The 16,615-nt window shown below is 69.4% G+C and carries 17 protein-coding genes, 1 pseudogene and 1 riboswitch; of the genes and pseudogenes, 13 read left to right on the top strand and 5 right to left on the bottom strand.

The features are described 5' to 3' along the window. Positions 1–198 precede the first annotated feature (198 nt). From O1Q96_RS15910 to O1Q96_RS15890, 4 genes are all read left to right on the top strand, one after another. Positions 199–1,110: an alpha/beta hydrolase gene (locus tag O1Q96_RS15910; protein WP_269248789.1), complete on the top strand. Its 912-nt coding sequence runs from the start codon at positions 199–201 to the stop codon at positions 1,108–1,110. Positions 1,111–1,286: 176 nt separating this feature from the next. Further along, entirely contained in the window at positions 1,287–3,176 is a 1,890-nt protein-coding gene (locus tag O1Q96_RS15905; protein WP_269248788.1) for a propionyl-CoA synthetase, read from the top strand. Positions 3,177–3,468: 292 nt separating this feature from the next. After that, positions 3,469–4,536, top strand: coding sequence for an alkene reductase (locus tag O1Q96_RS15900; protein WP_269248787.1), 1,068 nt, complete (start codon positions 3,469–3,471; stop codon positions 4,534–4,536). Between the two features lie 709 nt (positions 4,537–5,245). Further along, positions 5,246–5,818, top strand: coding sequence for a TetR/AcrR family transcriptional regulator (locus O1Q96_RS15890; protein ID WP_269253611.1), 573 nt, complete (start codon positions 5,246–5,248; stop codon positions 5,816–5,818). 167 nt (positions 5,819–5,985) lie between these two features. On the opposite strand, the gene O1Q96_RS15885 is transcribed toward O1Q96_RS15890, so the two are convergent. The 3 genes from O1Q96_RS15885 to O1Q96_RS15875 all read right to left on the bottom strand — a co-directional run bounded on the left by O1Q96_RS15885 (position 5,986) and on the right by O1Q96_RS15875 (position 7,609). Beyond that, positions 5,986–6,423 carry an alpha/beta fold hydrolase gene (locus O1Q96_RS15885; RefSeq protein ID WP_269248786.1) on the bottom strand — a complete coding sequence of 146 codons (438 nt, stop codon included), beginning with the start codon at positions 6,421–6,423 and terminating at the stop codon, positions 5,986–5,988. A 446-nt stretch (positions 6,424–6,869) separates the two neighbouring features. Then, on the bottom strand, positions 6,870–7,142 hold the full coding sequence (locus O1Q96_RS15880) for a hypothetical protein (RefSeq protein ID WP_269248785.1): 273 nt from the start codon (positions 7,140–7,142) through the stop codon (positions 6,870–6,872). 2 nt (positions 7,143–7,144) lie between these two features. Then, a complete protein-coding gene (locus O1Q96_RS15875; RefSeq protein WP_269248784.1) occupies positions 7,145–7,609 on the bottom strand; it encodes a prevent-host-death protein in 465 nt (154 codons plus the stop codon). Positions 7,610–7,661: 52 nt separating this feature from the next. Here O1Q96_RS15875 and O1Q96_RS15870 point away from each other — a divergent pair. From O1Q96_RS15870 to O1Q96_RS15850, 5 genes and pseudogenes are all read left to right on the top strand, one after another. After that, a pseudogene (locus O1Q96_RS15870) lies at positions 7,662–8,024 on the top strand (integrase core domain-containing protein); the annotation flags it as partial. Positions 8,025–8,330: 306 nt separating this feature from the next. Then, the gene (locus O1Q96_RS15865) at positions 8,331–8,966 is read left to right on the top strand and encodes an ATP-dependent Clp protease proteolytic subunit (protein WP_269248783.1); all 636 of its coding nucleotides are present in this window, start codon (positions 8,331–8,333) and stop codon (positions 8,964–8,966) included. 7 nt (positions 8,967–8,973) lie between these two features. Then, complete coding sequence (locus O1Q96_RS15860) at positions 8,974–9,282, top strand: hypothetical protein (protein ID WP_217454519.1); 309 nt, start codon at positions 8,974–8,976, stop codon at positions 9,280–9,282. Between the two features lie 369 nt (positions 9,283–9,651). Further along, positions 9,652–9,831: riboswitch (cyclic di-AMP (ydaO/yuaA leader) on the top strand. A 3-nt stretch (positions 9,832–9,834) separates the two neighbouring features. Continuing rightward, complete coding sequence (locus O1Q96_RS15855; protein ID WP_269248782.1) at positions 9,835–10,308, top strand: C40 family peptidase; 474 nt, start codon at positions 9,835–9,837, stop codon at positions 10,306–10,308. A 91-nt stretch (positions 10,309–10,399) separates the two neighbouring features. Continuing rightward, complete coding sequence (locus O1Q96_RS15850; RefSeq protein WP_269248781.1) at positions 10,400–10,921, top strand: DUF6328 family protein; 522 nt, start codon at positions 10,400–10,402, stop codon at positions 10,919–10,921. Between the two features lie 36 nt (positions 10,922–10,957). Here the strand turns inward: O1Q96_RS15850 and O1Q96_RS15845 are convergent, their stop codons facing one another. Next, positions 10,958–11,401: an ATP-binding protein gene (locus O1Q96_RS15845; RefSeq protein ID WP_269248780.1), complete on the bottom strand. Its 444-nt coding sequence runs from the start codon at positions 11,399–11,401 to the stop codon at positions 10,958–10,960. Positions 11,402–11,664: 263 nt separating this feature from the next. Between O1Q96_RS15845 and O1Q96_RS15840 the strand changes: the two genes are divergently transcribed. Both O1Q96_RS15840 and O1Q96_RS15835 read left to right on the top strand, forming a co-directional pair. Next, entirely contained in the window at positions 11,665–12,522 is an 858-nt protein-coding gene (locus O1Q96_RS15840; RefSeq protein ID WP_269248779.1) for a helix-turn-helix domain-containing protein, read from the top strand. Positions 12,523–12,531: 9 nt separating this feature from the next. Then, positions 12,532–12,756 carry a DUF397 domain-containing protein gene (locus tag O1Q96_RS15835; protein WP_217454524.1) on the top strand — a complete coding sequence of 75 codons (225 nt, stop codon included), beginning with the start codon at positions 12,532–12,534 and terminating at the stop codon, positions 12,754–12,756. On the opposite strand, the gene O1Q96_RS15830 is transcribed toward O1Q96_RS15835, so the two are convergent. Continuing rightward, complete coding sequence (locus O1Q96_RS15830) at positions 12,737–13,873, bottom strand: 8-amino-7-oxononanoate synthase (RefSeq protein WP_269248778.1); 1,137 nt, start codon at positions 13,871–13,873, stop codon at positions 12,737–12,739. The two genes, O1Q96_RS15835 and O1Q96_RS15830, sit on opposite strands and share 20 nt — an antisense overlap. 218 nt (positions 13,874–14,091) lie before the next feature. On the opposite strand from O1Q96_RS15830, the gene bioB reads away from it, so the two are divergent. Next, positions 14,092–15,318, top strand: a complete 1,227-nt coding sequence (bioB, locus tag O1Q96_RS15825; protein WP_269248777.1) for a biotin synthase BioB — start codon at positions 14,092–14,094, stop codon at positions 15,316–15,318. After that, complete coding sequence (locus O1Q96_RS15820; protein ID WP_269248776.1) at positions 15,311–16,615, top strand: adenosylmethionine--8-amino-7-oxononanoate transaminase; 1,305 nt, start codon at positions 15,311–15,313, stop codon at positions 16,613–16,615. The genes bioB and O1Q96_RS15820 overlap by 8 nt, the downstream gene beginning before the upstream one ends.

Below are 16,615 nucleotides of genomic sequence, written 5' to 3'. Positions count from 1 at the left end.
CACAGGTCGCGACCCGCCCGGCAGGCGCCCTGAAGGATCCATGCCCGATGCCCCGTCATGGGCTCCGCGCATCCATCAGGTGACTCGAGCCTTCTGAGTTTACTTTCTTATACTCAGCAACTAGCGTCATGACCAGTACCTCGACCCGCCCGCCGCGGGGGAACGCGGCACGGCACCCGCCCGACAAGGAGCAGCACCATGGGAGTAAGCCAAGAGGCACACGAGTTCGCGGAGTTCCTCGCGAGCGTGAGCGCGAAGTCGTCGACACCCGGTCTCGACCTGGCCGTCATCCGCGACATCGTGGACTCGAACCACAAGGCGTCGACCGAGCCGGAAGGCGTCACGTACGCCGAGGTGGACGCGGGCGGAGTCCCCGCCCTGTGGGCCATCCCCGAGGGCGCCGACCCCGACAAGGCGCTGCTCCACTTCCACTTCGGCGGATCCGTCACCGCCTCCATGCACTCGGACCGCAAGGCCGCCGGCCACATCGCCAAGGCCGCCGGAGCCCGCTCCCTCGTCGTGGACTTCCGCCTGGCACCCGAACACCCCTACCCCGCGCAGCTCGACGACGCCGAGACCGCCTACCGCTGGCTGCTCTCGCAGGGCTACGAGCCGCGGAACATCGGCAGCACGGGCCACTCGATCGGCGGCACCCTCGCGGTGATGCTCCCGCTGCGCCTGCTCGCGAAGGGGGAGGCCACCCCGGGCGCGATCGTCAGCGTCTCACCGTGGACCGACCTCACCATCCAGAACGCGTCGGTGGACGAGAACGAAGACAACGACAAGATGCTCAGCAGGAACACCCTCGAACTCTTCCGAGGAGCCTGGCTGCAGGACCCCGCCGTGGACTTCACCGACCCCTCGATCAGCATCGCGAACGCCGATCTGACCGGCCTGCCGCCCACGACCGTCCACTACGGCGAGTACGAGACCCTCGCCGACGACGGCGCCGAACTCGGCCGCCGCCTGACGGACTTCAAGGTCACCTCCGAGGTGCACCCGATGCCCGAAGGGCAGCACTCGTTCGTCCTGGGCGCCGGGCGCGTACCCGAGGTGGACCAGGCGATCCAGCAGATGGGTCAGTGGCTGCGCAAGCACCTCGGCACGTGAGCAGAAGCGGTACCTGACGACGGGCCTGTCGACGGCCGGGCCGCCGCACCACCGCCATCCGGCGACCGGTCTCCTGCATCCTGCTCGGCCATGCCCGCCGGCATGCGGTACTTGTGTCCGGCACCGTTCCGCAAGCAGCCCCACCACCGTCCCTCGATGCCACAAAGGAGTGCGCGATGGGAACGTACGAGGACGTCTTCCGCTTGAGTACCGAGGACCCGGAGGGCTTCTGGCTGAAGGCGGCAGAGAGCATCGACTGGGATGTCGCTCCACGACGCGCTCTGGACTACTCGGGCGCGCCCTTCTACCGCTGGTTTCCCGACGGACGGCTCAACGTCTGTTTCAACGCGCTCGACCGGCACATCGAAGCCGGCCGGGGCGAGCAACCCGCGCTCGTCTACGACTCACCCGTGACCGGCACCCGCCGCACCTACACCTACGAACAGCTGAGGGACGAGGTGGCGGCCTTCGCCGGAGCGCTCGCACAGCTCGGCGTGGGACAGGGCGACCGCGTGGTCATCTACATGCCGATGGTCCCCGAGGCAGCCGTCGCGATGCTGGCCTGCGCACGCATCGGCGCGGTCCACTCGGTCGTCTTCGGCGGGTTCGCCCCGCGCGAACTCGCCCTCCGTATCGACGACGCGGCCCCCAAGGTGGTCGTCTCCGCCTCCTGCGGCATCGAGGGCAAGCGTGTCATCGCGTACAAGCCTCTCCTCGACCAGGCGATCGAACTCGCGGCCCACAAGCCGGAGAAGAGCGTGATTCTGCAACGCCCACAGGAGACAGCCGAGTTGGGGCCTCACGATCTCGACTGGGCCGACCTGGTGGCTGCCGCACCGCCGGCCGACTGTGTTCCCGTCCCCGCAACCGACCCCCTCTACATCCTCTACACCTCCGGAACCACCGGAAAACCCAAGGGAGTCGTGCGTGACTGCGGCGGCTACGCGGTCGCCCTCCACTGGTCGATGGGAGCCGTCTACGACGTGGGCCCGGGCGAGACAATGTTCACCGGCTCCGACGTCGGCTGGGTCGTCGGACACTCGTACATCGTCTACGCGCCCCTGCTGGCCGGCGCCACGACGGTGCTGTACGAGGGCAAGCCGGTCGGCACCCCGGACGCGGGACAGTTCTGGCGCGTTGCCGCCGAGTACGGGGCCAAGACCATGTTCACGGCGCCCACCGCGTTCCGGGCCATCCGCAAGGAAGACCCGAAGGGAACGCTCACGGCGGGCCACGACCTGACCGGTCTGCGCCACCTCTTCCTCGCCGGTGAGCGCCTCGACCCCGAGACCTACCACTGGGCAAGCGATCTCCTGGGCATCCCGGTCATCGATCACTGGTGGCAGACCGAGACCGGCTGGCCCGTCGTCGCCAACCCGGTGGGCATCGAGGCGGCTCCCCTCAAGTCCGGGTCCCCCACCCGCCCGCTGCCAGGGTGGGACGTCCGTGTCCTCGACCCCTCGGGCGAACCGGTGGCCACAGGCATCGACGGCGCAATTGTCGTACGGCTCCCCCTGCCGCCCGGCGCACTGCCCACGCTCTGGCAGGACGACGACCGCTACATCGCCTCCTACCTCTCCGCCTACGACGGCTTCTACCTCACCGGCGACAGCGGTCACATCGACGACGACGGCTACGTCTTCGTCATGGGCCGCACCGACGACGTCATCAACATCGCCGGGCACCGTCTGTCCACCGGCAGCATGGAAGAGGCACTGGCCGCCCACCCCGACGTCGCCGAATGCGCCGTCATCGGCGTCGCCGACGCCCTCAAGGGACAGGTACCGCGCGGCTTCGTCGTCCTGAAGGCCGGCGTCGACCGCGAACCGGGCGAGGTCGAGTCCGAACTCGTCCAGCTCGTACGCGAGCGCATCGGAGCCGTCGCCTCCCTCAAAGAGGTCGCGGTCGTGGCCGCCCTGCCCAAGACCCGTTCAGGAAAGATCCTGCGCAAGACGATGCGCGGCATCGCCCACGGGCACGACGAACCCATCCCCTCCACGGTGGACGACCCCGGCGTCATCGAGGCCCTGCGCCCTGTTCTCCGACGCCCTGGCCACACCGCGTGAACGGCTGACCCGCAGCCCGGTCGACGACGGGCGAGCTTCCGGACCGTGCCGTGCGGCACACCAACTCGGAGGCCCCGCAGACTACCGACTCCTGCTTGCAACTGCCCGCACACCCACATAGTATTATGATTGTAATTCCATAGATCGCGCCGACACAGCTCGGCCGACAGGGGTCATGACGGGTCCCCATCGGGCCCCAAGCAGGACGGCCCGGTCCTCCCGCTCGGCTGATCACACCTACTGCCGGCCCCCGCCCTCAGCGATCGACTACTCATCACCTGAGGAATCACCCATGCTCAACGCCCTGTGGAACCCGACCGTCGCCGGAGAGATCTCCCTGCCGCACCGGCTCGCCATGGCCCCTCTGACCCGAAGCCGGGCCACCCCCGACGGCGTGCCGACCGAGCTCAACGCCGAGTACTACGCCCAGCGCGCCTCACACGCGCTCATCGTCACCGAGGGCACCCAGCCCTCCGCCGACGGCCAGGGCTACCCAGTGACCCCGGGCATCTACACCGAGGAACACATCGCCGGCTGGCGCAAGGTCACCGACGCGGTACACGAGGCCGACGGACGCATCGTCATCCAGCTCATGCACGCCGGACGCATCGCCCACCCGGACAACACCCCCCACCACCGGCAGCCGGTCGCCCCCTCCGCCATCAAGCCGGACGGCCGGACGTTCACCCCGTCCGGGCTCCAGGAGATGCCGGTGCCGCGCGAGCTGTCGACGGCAGAAGTCGCTGCGACGGTCGACGACTTCCGGCGCGCCGCCGCAGCCGCCATCGCAGCCGGCGCCGACGGCGTCGAGATCCACGGGGCCAACGGCTACCTCGTCAACCAGTTCCTCTTCCCCAGCACCAACCAGCGCACCGACCGGTACGGGGGCTCCCTCGACAACCGCATCCGCTTCGCGGTGGAGGTCGCCACGGCCGTGGCCGACGAGATCGGCGCCGGCCGCACCGGCATCCGGATCTCTCCCGGCAACCCCTTCCAGATCAACGACCTCACGGAGAGCGATCCCCACGAGCTCTACCCGCACCTCCTGCGCGCCCTCGCTCCCCTCAACCTCGCCTACCTGCACATCGGCCACGGCGGCGACGAGGAACTCCTGCACACCCTCCGGAAGCTGTGGCCGACCACGCTGCTCCTCAACCGGGGCGGTGCCGATCTCTCCACCCGCGCCAAGGACATCGAAGACGGCCTGGCCGATGTGGTCACCGTCGGCACCATGGCACTCGCCAACCCCGACCTCGTCGAGCGCGTACGCACCAGCGCACCCCTGAACACCCCCGACCCCAACACCTTCTACGGCGGCGGCGCGGCCGGCTACACCGACTACCCCGCCCTCGCCGCCTGACGAAGGACCGGGCGTCCGGGCGAAATCATCGCCCTCGCACGCCTGGAACAGGCGTACGCCGCACGGTGGTGACGACCCGAGGAGCAGCGGGCCGTCACCACCGTGCCCGCAGGTATTTCCCTCGCACCTTCGAGAGGGAGACACACCGAAAAGAGCATGCGGCTGCCGGAACCATGGGCAAGAAGGAGGTCCGCCCGGGCTGCCAACTGCGCCTGGGCCAGGGCGGTTTGACAGCCCTGGCCGACAACGGCGCCGATGGTCCGCACCGTGCCCGTGTCATGGGAATGGACGTTGCCGATCCCGCGTGACGCGACCAGGAGTCCGACGCTTCGACGACTTCCACCGCCACATCGACCTGTCGGAGGCGTCCCCAGTGACCGTTTCCGGAAGTTGATCTCGGTCGGCATCCTGAAGGCCGTCCCGCTGAGCCAGTGGGGCGAAGCATACGTACTCGGCCCCGAGGGTCCCGTGCTGAACGCTGGCCACACCGACTGCGGCACTCCAGTCCGCGTCGTCGAGCGCTCCAGGAAACATTCGCCCTCCCGCCAGGGAAGTCACCGGCCGGCCGGGACCGGGCGGGCCGCCCCGACTCCGAACAGCCGGAGAACCTTCACCCGAATGTCCTTTCGATCGTAATATTACGCACATCAGGCAATGGACTAGGCTGGACTGCGAGGCATCGGTCTTACGGAGCGAACGGAGGATGCTCGTGGTGCGCTACGCCAAGGAGCACAAGCAGGCGACACGGCAACGGATCATCGAGACGGCGGGCCACCGATTCAAGCAGGACGGCATCGACGGTTCGGGCGTCTCCACCCTGATGTCGGATGCCGGGCTCACCAACGGAGCCTTCTACGCCCACTTCGCATCCAAGGACGACCTCGTCGCCAACGTCGTGACCGACCAACTGCGCACACAGGTCGCGAGGTACGGCACTCTGCGGCCCGGCCGCCAGGGTCTCGAAGACCTGGTTCGCGAATACCTGTCGCCTGGGCACCGGGACCGCCCCGGCGACGGATGCCCCTCCGCCGCGCTGCTCGACGAGATCAGCCGTTGTGGGGACGAGACGCAGCAGGCCTACACCGACGGCGCACGAGACATCGTGGACGAGATCGCCGCCCGCCTGACGCCTGCGAATCCGCAGTCCGCCCGGGGCAAGGCCATCGGGCTCTTCACCATGATGGTGGGCACGTTGCAGTTGTCCCGAGCCCTCTCCGACCAGAAGTTCTCAGACGAGGTCCTGACGCAGGGGATCGAGAACGCCCTCTCCTTCATGCGCTGAGGGGAACCGTTCACGGCCTTGTACAACGCTCAGCCCAGCCTCACCGGGATGCCCGGGAGGTAAGCAGGGCTGCACCTCCGGAGGGTCTGCCCGACTCGCTCATACCCAGGGCGCCACGGCCCTGGGGCGACACCCCCGTCTCATACGGCGACCGCACTCGACGCCTACTACCGTTCGAGAAACTCGAGAGCCGTCTGCACGAACTGTCGGTGGAACTGGAAGATGCCGCCGTGACCGGCGTCGGGGGAGATCACTAACTCGCCGTTCGACATCCGCCTCGCCAGGTCGGCCGAGTTCTGCGACGGAACCATCCTGTCGCTCTCACCGTTCGCGACGAGCACGGGCTGATGGATGGCGGAGAGATCGTGGGGCTGCTCCAGCCCCCAGCGATGAATGACCTTGAGCTGAGCACCGTACGACGTGAGCGAGATCGCCTTGTCTCTGTCGTGGGTACGTTCCTTCAACCGGGCCAGGAACTCCTTGCCGGCCCGACGCCCGCCCGCGGTGCGGGTGAGGAAGAGGAACTGCCCGGACCAGGCCGCAGTCCATGGAGCGGACCACGACAACCGGAGATCGCCTCGGCGCTGCTCGCGTCCGCCCAGCACCTCGGCGTCGCCCCTGGCCTCGCGATCCTGGCGAGCGTCGCCGCTGCAGTCGACACCGCGCCGCGACGGCTGGCGCGAGTACTTCGTCGAGTTCGTCCTGGGCGACGCCAGTGGCCCGGCTCCTGATCAGCTCGCAGACAAGTGGCAGCAGGGGGCAGTGGCTGCCGGCAACGCTGCGTCGGCGGGCCTGCTGCGCCGTCTCTGGCTCCGCCCGGACGGGCTCCCTGCCCTCGGGGTGTGGCAGACGCTCGACCGGGCGCTCGAGGGTCTCCCTATGGCTCCGTGACTCATGATGCCGGTCACTCACCTGGATCCACACACCCGAGCGCCCCCGTCGAGCAGGCGTTCGCAGTGTGCCGAGAAAGCCCTCGCTCTATCGAGCATGCACGATTTCATGGACCAGCGGCGCGAACCCTCCAAGCTGACGAAGCCGCTGCGAAGCGCGCCTACTTCGTCTCGTTCGGGTGGCTCGTGTGCACCTGTTCCAGGAAGACCGTGCGCTCGTGGACGTAGAACCAGATGCGCGCGGCGCCCTTGGCAGTCGGTTTGTGCTGCCACCGCTCATGGGTCGCGCCGCCACGCTCGATGACGCCGAGCTCACCCTTGAGCCGGTAGTTCGTCGGCGTCGTGGACAGTGGCGTCCGCGTGAGGAAGTCCCAGGTCTCCGTCATGGGGTTGCGGATCGTCGCGACCAGCTCGCCCTTCCTGGCGGCCGCCACGGCTACGGACGCTCCACGGTCTCATCGTCGTCGAACCACTCCAGACCGGCGCTGCCGCTGCTGAGCCCGGCCGCGACGGCCGTGGCCGTCTCCTTCCAGGAGGTCAGCTCTGCGATCGCGAGGTGCGGCTGGCCGGTGGCGAACGACGCGCGCGCCGCATCGACGAGGTCCTGCGCGCAGGACTCCCGGTCGGCCGGCGACAGCGCGAGCATCCAAGGGAAGGCCTTGGACATCCGCTCGGCGAGCGAGCCGCGGTCGTCGAGGGTGACGGTGATGAGCTGCGCGGCAAAGTTCAGCAAGCGGGCACGGCCCTCGGCCTCGCGCTGCGACATCAGGACCAGAGCCTCACCGTCGCGCCGGGTCACCGTCACGGGGTGGTCCTCGTCCTCGGCGAAGACCTCGGCGGAGTGCTTGCTCAGGTCCGAGGAGCGCCGAGTCGCCACGGGGAGGCCTGCTGCTATGGGCATGGATCCATAGCATTCGGAACGTAATCGGAAGTCCAGCGGAGGCCGCGGAGCGCGTGCGCCAGACTCGAAGCACCCCACGCTGTTCGACACCGTCCTTGAGGATGCGGCATCGAGGCCGCACTCAGCGGGGTCCGGATGCCGCGAATGAACGCGCTCACGGAACGCTGGGTGCAGACCTGTCGACGCGAACTGCTGGACCGCACCCTGGTCTGGAACCAGCGCCACCTGCTCCACGCCCTGCGCGAGTTCGAACAGCCCTACAACTCCCACCGGCCCCACCAAGGCATCGCAGACGCCCGCCCGCTGCACCCCCCTGCCACCACCGATCACCGGCCCGGACGCCATCGCCCACCTCGACATACGACGACGCGACCGCCTCAGCGGCACCCTCCACGAGTACCAGCATGCGGCCTGACCTGCACGGACGAAATTTTCGCCAGGGACAGGGCCACGTGAGCGCGTCGTTCACGAAGCGCGTCCATGTCCATCCGAGCCCCGAGGACCTGCGTGCCGCCTCCGATCACCTCACGGTTCTGCTCGGCTTCCAGGACGACACGGCTGCCTGAACACACCAGATGAACATAAGAGAAGCCTGCTTCACGATCAGCGTAAACAGGGGCTGACCAGCTGTGATATATGGATCACTAGAATCCGGGCCCATCATCACGTCATGTACGTCCTGTACGTTTTTACAGAACCTCACCCGGAGGAGGCGTGTGTCATGACCCGACCGTCCGCCCGCTACGTCCTGCCCCAGTTCACCGAACGCACCAGTTCGGGGACGCTGACCATGGACCCGTACTCCAAGCTCCTCGAAGAGCGGATCGTTTTTCTCGGCACGCCGATCGACGACACGTCCGCGAACGACGTGATGGCGCAGTTCATGCACCTCGAGTACCAGGCGCCCGACCGGGACATCTCGCTCTACATCAACTCCCCGGGCGGCTCCTTCAGCGCCATGGCGGCCGTCTACGACACGATGCGGTTCGTCAGCTGCGAGGTGGAGACCGTCTGCCTGGGCCAGGCCGCGTCGGCCGCGGCGGTACTGCTGGCGGCCGGCACCCCGGGCAAGCGGTCCGCCCTGCCCGGCGCCCGCGTGCTGATCCACCAGCCGTCGTTCTCCGAGCCCGTCCAGGGGCAGGCGTCCGACCTGGCCATCCAGGCCGACGAACTGCTGCGCACCCGCACCCGGCTGGAGGAGATGCTCGCGCTGCACACGGGCCGGAGCCGCGAGCAGGTGAGCGCGGACATCGAGCGGGACAAGATCCTCGACGCCCCGGCGGCGCTGGAGTACGGCCTGATCGACCGGATCGTCCCGAGCCGCCGAGCGGCTTTCGGCACACCCGGCGCGAGGTGAACCGCCGGTGCTCCCACCCGAGTTGCCCCCGCTGCCGGCGCTGACCCGGGCCGAGGCCGAGCTGATCGACCGTTACCTGGAGGTGGTCGACCTGCTCGGCCGGATCAACCCGGCACACTCCGGGGACACCTACCGCGGACTGCGTGCGGCCCAGGCCCTGGTCGGCAGGGCCACCGCACTGCGCGACGCCCTGACGCTGATGCACCAGCGGGGCGAGCACGAGGTGCACGCGCCGACCCTGGCGCGGGCCCTGCGCGTCCTGGACGGTGAGCGCCGGGCGGGCCGGGTCGCCCTGCCGCCCGGCTCCGGCACCTGACGCACAGCCACCGGCCCGGCGTCACACGGGCATCTGACGAGGCGTCCGGGCAAGGGTTGAATCGGACCAAACGGTGTACCCCCGGATGGCGTAGACGGGGCTGCTTCTTCAGGCCCCCGGAACTTGCGCAGCACGCGCACCACCAGGGCGGAACAACCCGTTCCGGTGCTGGTACGGGGGTCCCCCGCCCTCTCGACGCCTTCAATGGAAAGGGCTGTCCACCCGAACGGGTGAGTGGTGAGTAAGCCCACAAATCGCCGATTCCGCTCGGCTTTTGGGACATCAGTGCGTCAAGATCCCTTCCGACGACAAGACCCCGCCACAAGCGGCGGGGCGATCCGGGCGGACGCCGAGTCCTGCCGCCGCCCGGATGACAGGTCGACAGAAGTGGATCGGCAGGAGTGGAGGACCCAAGCACGACGGGTCGCCGGAACGGTCACGCCATGACCGGGCCGAGCAGCCCTTGGGGTGAAGCCGCAGCAGCGGCCGGGCAACTTCGCCAGCCCGAATCCGACAGGTCATCCTTCACAGGCGGCTGACGAAGGGTTGCGCATGACTGCGCTCAATCGTGTCCCGTCGCTGTTCACCAGGGCCGGTACCGCATCGGCTCTGACCATCGCCGCTGTCGGCGGCGGCATTGTGGCCCCGGGCTTCGCGTCCGGTGCGGAAGCGGCCACACCCGCGACGAAGGCACTTCAGGTGGCGGCCTCGAAGAAGGGCTCCCCTTACAAGTACGGAGCGGTGGGGCCCAAGCGCTTCGACTGCTCCGGCCTGACGCTCTACTCGTTCAAGAAGGCGGGCAAGAGCCTGCCCCGAACGGCCGCGGCGCAGTACAACAAGACGAACCACATCTCCGCTTCGAAGCGTAAGCAGGGGGACCTCGTCTTCTTCCACTCCGGCCGGAACGTCTACCACGTCGGCATCTACGCCGGGAAGGGACGGATCTGGCACTCCCCGAAGACCGGGGAAGTGGTGAAGCTCCAGAAGATCTGGACGAAGAGCGTCTGGTACGGCCGGGTGAGGTGACCTGCCCCCGGGGTGGCAGCGGCGATCGCCGCTGCCACCCCGTGAGGGGCCGTGGCGTGATATTCGCGGCTGAACGGTTACTTGTTCAGCTATGGCCGAACGTCACCACCACGAGGAGCGCAACGAGACCCGACTCGAGCGCGCCGACCGCAACTTCAACGAGCTCCTCCAGGAGCTGCGGGTCACGCAGACCGGCGTACAGATCCTCTTCGCCTTCCTGCTGACCCTCGCCTTCACCCCGCGGTTCCCCTCCCTCGACGCGATGCAGCGCGCCACGTACGTCACCACGCTGCTGCTGTCCGTTCTGGCCGCGACCCTCTTCACTGCCCCCGCCGCACTGCACCGCCGGCTCTTCCAGCAGGGCGCCAAGCCTCAGGTCGTGCACGTGTCGTCGCATCTCGCGCAGCTCGGCATGGCCGCCCTCGCGCTCGCCCTGTCCGGCTCCGTCCTGCTCGTCGTGGACGTGGCGGTGGACCGGGCCGAGGGTATCGCCGCGGGCTCGGCCACTCTGTTCGTGTGCACCGGCCTGTGGGCCGTCATGCCCTACCTGGTGAAGCGCGCCACCGTCAAAGGCGCGAACGGGAAGGACGAGGACGGCTCGGAGGACGGGTAGCTCAGGCCGGCGTTCCCGGCTTCGGAGGGGACAGGTTCAGTCCGCCGGTACCGGCGCCACCGGAACGGTCCAGGGCAGCATGATCGACACCGTCTTTCCGCCCTCCCTCGTGGGCCGGACCGTGAGCTTGCCACCGCACTCGACGGTGAGCCAGCGGACGATCACCATGCCGCGGCCGTTGTCCTGCTGGACCGCCGCGGGCAGTCGCTTGGGGAAGCGCGGGTGGCTGTCGGTCACGCCGATGCGCAGTTGTTCGTCACGGTCGAGCGCGATGTCCACCGTGAAGGTGGGTGACTGCCCGAACGTGTGCTGGACGGCGTTCGTGGCGAGCTCGGAGACGATGAGCCGGACGGTGTCGGCGGCCTCCGAGCCGGACGGAAGCCCCCATTCGGCCAGGACGTCGGTGACGTACGTGCGGGCGGCGTGGACCGAGGCGGGATCGCTCGGCAGAGTGACGGATGCTTCCTGGTGGTCTGCCATGGCGACGTCGTCCCTTTCCCCACGGGACCGGAGTCCGACACGAAGCGGTTGATTCGAGTACGGTCCCGGACTGGTGCTTGCGCCAGAGTGCCACTACCTCGCCGTTCACGGTGCCGATCCACCAAGATATGCATATATCTGTCGCTCGAAGCGGTGAACTCTACGACCGCCGACCGTATTTGGGCGGGCCGCCGATTCGTCCTCTACCGTCGGCGTGATGCCGGACGTCATAGCGTCGGCGCGACGGTCGGAAGGAGACGGCCATGCAGTACGGTCCCGCGGTGCGCCGACGGAAACTCGGCGCCGAACTGCGCGCCCTGCGTGCCCTTGCGGGCCTCACGAGCGGTGAGGCGGCCCGGCTCGTCGGCTGGCACCAGTCGAAGGTGAGCCGGATCGAGACCGGCCGCAGCGGGGTCAAGCCCGCGGACGTACGGCTGCTCCTGGACGCGTACGACGTCCGGGACGTGGAACTGCACGAGTTGCTCGTCGCACTGGCGGGCTCTGACGACGACGGCCGGCAGCACTGGTGGCGGGCCTACCGGGGGCTTCTGCCGTCCACCTACAGCGACTTCATCAGTCTGGAGTCGCAGGCCGGCGTGATGCGCACGCTGGAGAACTCCGTCGTGCCGGGGCTCCTGCAGACACCGGAGTACGCCCGTGAGGTGACGCGCGCCGCCGTGGACGGGGCGCCCGACAGCAAGGTCGACGCCCTGGTGGAGGTGCGCCTCGCACGCCAGGACGTCCTGCGTTCGAATCCACCGCTCCGGCTGAGCGCCGTCCTCGACGAGGCGGTGCTCCGGCGAACGGTGGGCGGACCGGAGGTCATGGCACAGCAGTTGGAGCGGCTCCGCGAGGCCGCGCAACTCCCCCACGTGCGGATTCAGGTGCTGCCGTTCGGAGTTGGGGCCCACATCGGAGTCACCGGGCCCTTCGTTATTTTTTCGTTTCCGAGCAAATCTGATCTGGATGTGGTTGTTCTCGACCACTTGACGAGTAGCCTCTACCTCGAACGGAAAGAAGACCTCCAGGCCTACAGCGAGGCCTTCGACTCCCTTCAGGTCCACGCCCTTTCGCCCGAGGACACGTTGGATTTCATCGCCGGTGTAGCTGACGGCGCATAAGGAGGCACCATGCCCGCCATGCCTCGGTACGTACCTTCCAGCACTCATCTGCACGGTGTGCGGTGGCAGCGCAGCAGCCGCAGCACGGGAATGAACAACTGCGTCGAGACAGCCCGTCCCGGCTCCGGCCCGTGGGCCGGTCTGCTCGCGGTACGGGACTCCAAGAACACGCCGGGCCCCGCCCTGCTCTTCGCCCCCGCCGCCTGGGAGGGCTTTATCGCCGCGCTTCGATGATCACGCGCACGGCCTGGTCGAGCTGTCCGTCGGTGAGGTCCGCGCGGGCGGTGAGCCGCAGCCGTGAGATGCCGTCCGGTACCGACGGGGGACGGAAACAGCCGACGGCCAGTCCCGCAGCACGGCAGTCCGCGGCCCAGCGGACCGCCTGCTCCGGGGAGGGAGCGCGCACGGAGACGACCGCGGCGTCCGGCCGTACGGCTTCGAGTCCCTCGGCCGTCAGCCGTTCGTACAGAGCCGTCGCCACCGCACGCGCGCGGGCGGCCCGTTCCGGCTCCCGGCGCAGCAGACGCAGGGCCGCCAGGGCCGCGCCCGCCGCGGCGGGGGCCAGACCGGTGTCGAAGATGAAGGTGCGGGCCGCGTTCACCAGGTGGTCGATGACGTGGGCCGGTCCGAGGACGGCACCACCCTGGCTGCCGAGCGACTTCGACAGCGTGACGGTCGTGACGACGTCGGGCGCACCCGCGAGTCCCGCCGCCCGTGCGGCACCCCGGCCGCCGTCGCCGAGGACGCCCAGACCGTGCGCGTCGTCCATGACCAGGGCCGCGCCGGATGCCCGGCAGGCGGCGGCCAGGCCCGCCAGCGGGGCCGCGTCGCCGTCCACCGAGAAGACCGTGTCGGAGACGACGATCGCGGGCCCGGCATGCGTGTCCAGCGCCTTGCGTACCGCCTCGGGGTCCGCGTGGGCGACGACCTGGGTGGTGCCGCGCGCGAGACGGCAGCCGTCGATCAGCGAGGCGTGGTTGCCGGCGTCGGAGACGATGAGGGAGCCGTGCGGCGCCAGCGCGGTGACGGCGGCGAGGTTGGCCGCGTACCCCGAGGAGAAGACGAGGGCGGACTCGAAGCCGCAGAATCCGGCCAGCTCGCGTTCGAGTTCCGTGTGTAGTTCCGTGGAGCCGCTGACGAGCCGGGAGCCGGTGGCGCCGCCGCCCCACGTGCGGGCGGCCCGGGCGGCGGCCTCCGTGACCTCGGGGTGCCGGGCCAGGCCCAGATAGTCGTTCCCCGCGAGGTCGAGCAGCGCGGAGTCGGCGGGGCGCGGACGCAGGGTGCGGACCAGTCCGGCCCGGTGGCGCGCCCTCGCCTGCTCGTCGATCCACTCGAACGGCGATCGCGCCATGTGTCCTCCGGGCCATCAGGTGCGGGTGTGCGGGTGTTGCATGGAGTGCCGGCACATGACGTTCCGCCCGGCGGCCCCCACGGCCTTTTGTAGGCAACGCACAGACCCTAGCCGGACCACCAGCGGGCCATGATGTGGCAATACCCACACCTCGAACCGTCTCTGTTGTCCGGTCCCTCCTTGGCCCGGTGCGGTCGGATAGGCCAGGATCGGACCTCATGGACCTGCTGAACACGCTGGTGGACAAGGGGCTTCGGCGCGAGCTGCCGACCCGCGACGAGGCGCTGGCCGTGCTGGCCACCTCCGACGACGAACTCCTCGATGTGGTGGCCGCGGCCGGCAAGGTACGCCGGCAGTGGTTCGGCCGGCGGGTGAAACTCAACTACCTCGTCAACCTGAAGTCGGGCCTGTGCCCCGAGGACTGCTCGTACTGCTCGCAGCGGCTCGGTTCCAAGGCCGGGATCCTCAAGTACACCTGGCTCAAGCCCGACCAGGCTTCCGAGGCCGCGGCCGCCGGGCTCGCGGGCGGCGCCAAGCGGGTCTGTCTGGTGGCGAGCGGACGCGGTCCCACCGACCGGGACGTCGACCGGGTCTCGGACACCATCAAGGCGATCAAGGACCGGCACGACGGCGTGGAGGTGTGCGCCTGCCTCGGGCTCCTGTCGGACGGCCAGGCCGAGCGGCTGCGCGAGGCGGGCGCCGACGCCTACAACCACAACCTCAACACGTCCGAGGGGACGTACGAGGCGATCACCACCACCCACACGTACGCCGACCGCGTGGACACGGTCCAGAAGGCGCATGCCGCGGGTCTGTCCGCCTGTTCCGGGCTGATCGCGGGCATGGGCGAGAGCGACGAGGACCTCGTCGACGTCGTGTACGCCCTGCGGGAGCTCGACCCGGACTCGGTCCCGGTCAACTTCCTGATCCCGTTCGAGGGCACCCCGCTCGCCAAGGAGTGGAACCTCACCCCGCAGCGCTGTCTGCGCATTCTCGCGATGGTCCGCTTCGTCTGCCCGGACGCCGAGGTGCGGATCGCGGGCGGCCGCGAGGTGCATCTCCGTACGATGCAGCCCCTCGCCCTGCACCTCGCCAACTCGATCTTCCTCGGTGACTACCTGACGAGCGAGGGACAGGCGGGCAGGGCGGACCTGGACATGATCGCGGACGCCGGGTTCGAGGTGGAGGGCGCCGGCGAGGTGACGCTCCCGGAGCACCGGGCCGCGGCGGGCGCGGGGTGCGGTTCCCGCGCCGAGGCCGGATGCGGCTCGCACGCGGAGGCGGACGCGGGCTGCGGCTCGCACGAGGGCGGCGGATGCGGCCCCTGCGGTCCGGCCGCCGCCGAGCCGGCCCCGGCAGGCACGCGGGTTCCCGCCGAGGCCCGTACGGACCTGGTCGCGGTACGCCGCCGCGGTGCCGGAACGGATCTCGCCCCCAATGCCTGACCCGCACGTCCTGGGCCTCTCCGTGCCCGAACTCCTGGAGCTCGACCGGCGGCACGTCTGGCATCCCTACGGGCCCATGCCCGGCCGGCAGGAACCCCTTGTCGTGGAGTCGGCGAGCGGGGTGCGGCTGCGGCTGGCCGGCGCCCGGGACGAGCTGATCGACGGCATGTCCTCCTGGTGGTCGGCGATCCACGGCTACAACCACCCGGCGCTCAACGAGGCGGCCCGCGACCAGCTCGGGCGGATGAGCCATGTGATGTTCGGCGGGCTCACCCACGAGCCCGCCGTACGGCTGGCGAAGCGTCTTGTCGACATGTCCCCCGAAGGACTGGAGCATGTCTTCCTGGCCGACTCCGGATCGGTGTCCGTCGAGGTCGCGGTCAAGATGTGCCTCCAGCACTGGCGTTCGCTCGGGCGGCCGGGCAAGCAGCGCCTGCTGACCTGGCGCGGCGGCTATCACGGGGACACCTGGCAGCCGATGTCGGTGTGCGATCCCGAGGGCGGGATGCACGAGCTGTGGCAGGGCGTGCTCCAGCGCCAGGTGTTCGCGGACGCACCGCCGGCCGCGTACGAGGAGTCGTACGCCGACCATCTGCGTGCGCTGATCGAGCGGCACGCGCACGAGCTGGCCGCCGTGATCGTGGAGCCCGTGGTGCAGGGTGCGGGCGGGATGCGGTTCCACTCACCCGCGTATCTGAGGGTGCTGCGCGAGGCGTGCGACGCCCACGACGTGCTGCTCGTGTTCGACGAGATCGCCACGGGCTTCGGACGTACGGGGACTTTGTTCGCGGCCGGGCACGCGGGTGTGACGCCCGATGTGATGTGTGTGGGCAAGGCGCTGACCGGCGGATACATGACGATGGCGGCCACGCTGTGCACCTCGCGGGTGGCGGAGGGCATCTCGCGGGGCGAGGTGCCGGTCCTCGCCCACGGTCCGACCTTCATGGGCAATCCGCTCGCCGCCGCGGTGGCCTGTGCCTCGATCGACCTCCTGCTCGGCCAGGACTGGCAGACCGAGGTCAAACGCATCGAGGCGGGCCTGCGGGACGGGCTGGCTCCGGCGGCGGAGCTGCCGGGCGTCAGGGACGTACGCGTGCTCGGGGCCATCGGGGTCGTACAACTGGACCATGCCCTTGACGAGGCGGCCATGGCGACCGCGACCCGGGCGGCGGTGCGCGAGGGCGTGTGGCTGCGGCCGTTCAGGGACCTCGTCTACACGATGCCGCCGTACGTCACCGGGGACGCCGACCTGGCGCGGATCACGGCGGCCGTGTGCGCGGCGGCGCGGGAGGGCTGA

Source organism: Streptomyces aurantiacus (genome assembly GCF_027107535.1).
In the GTDB taxonomy this organism is placed as follows: Bacteria; Actinomycetota; Actinomycetes; order Streptomycetales; family Streptomycetaceae; genus Streptomyces.
Note: the sequence above shows the minus strand (reverse complement) of the source record. Positions and strands in the feature narration are given on the sequence as shown.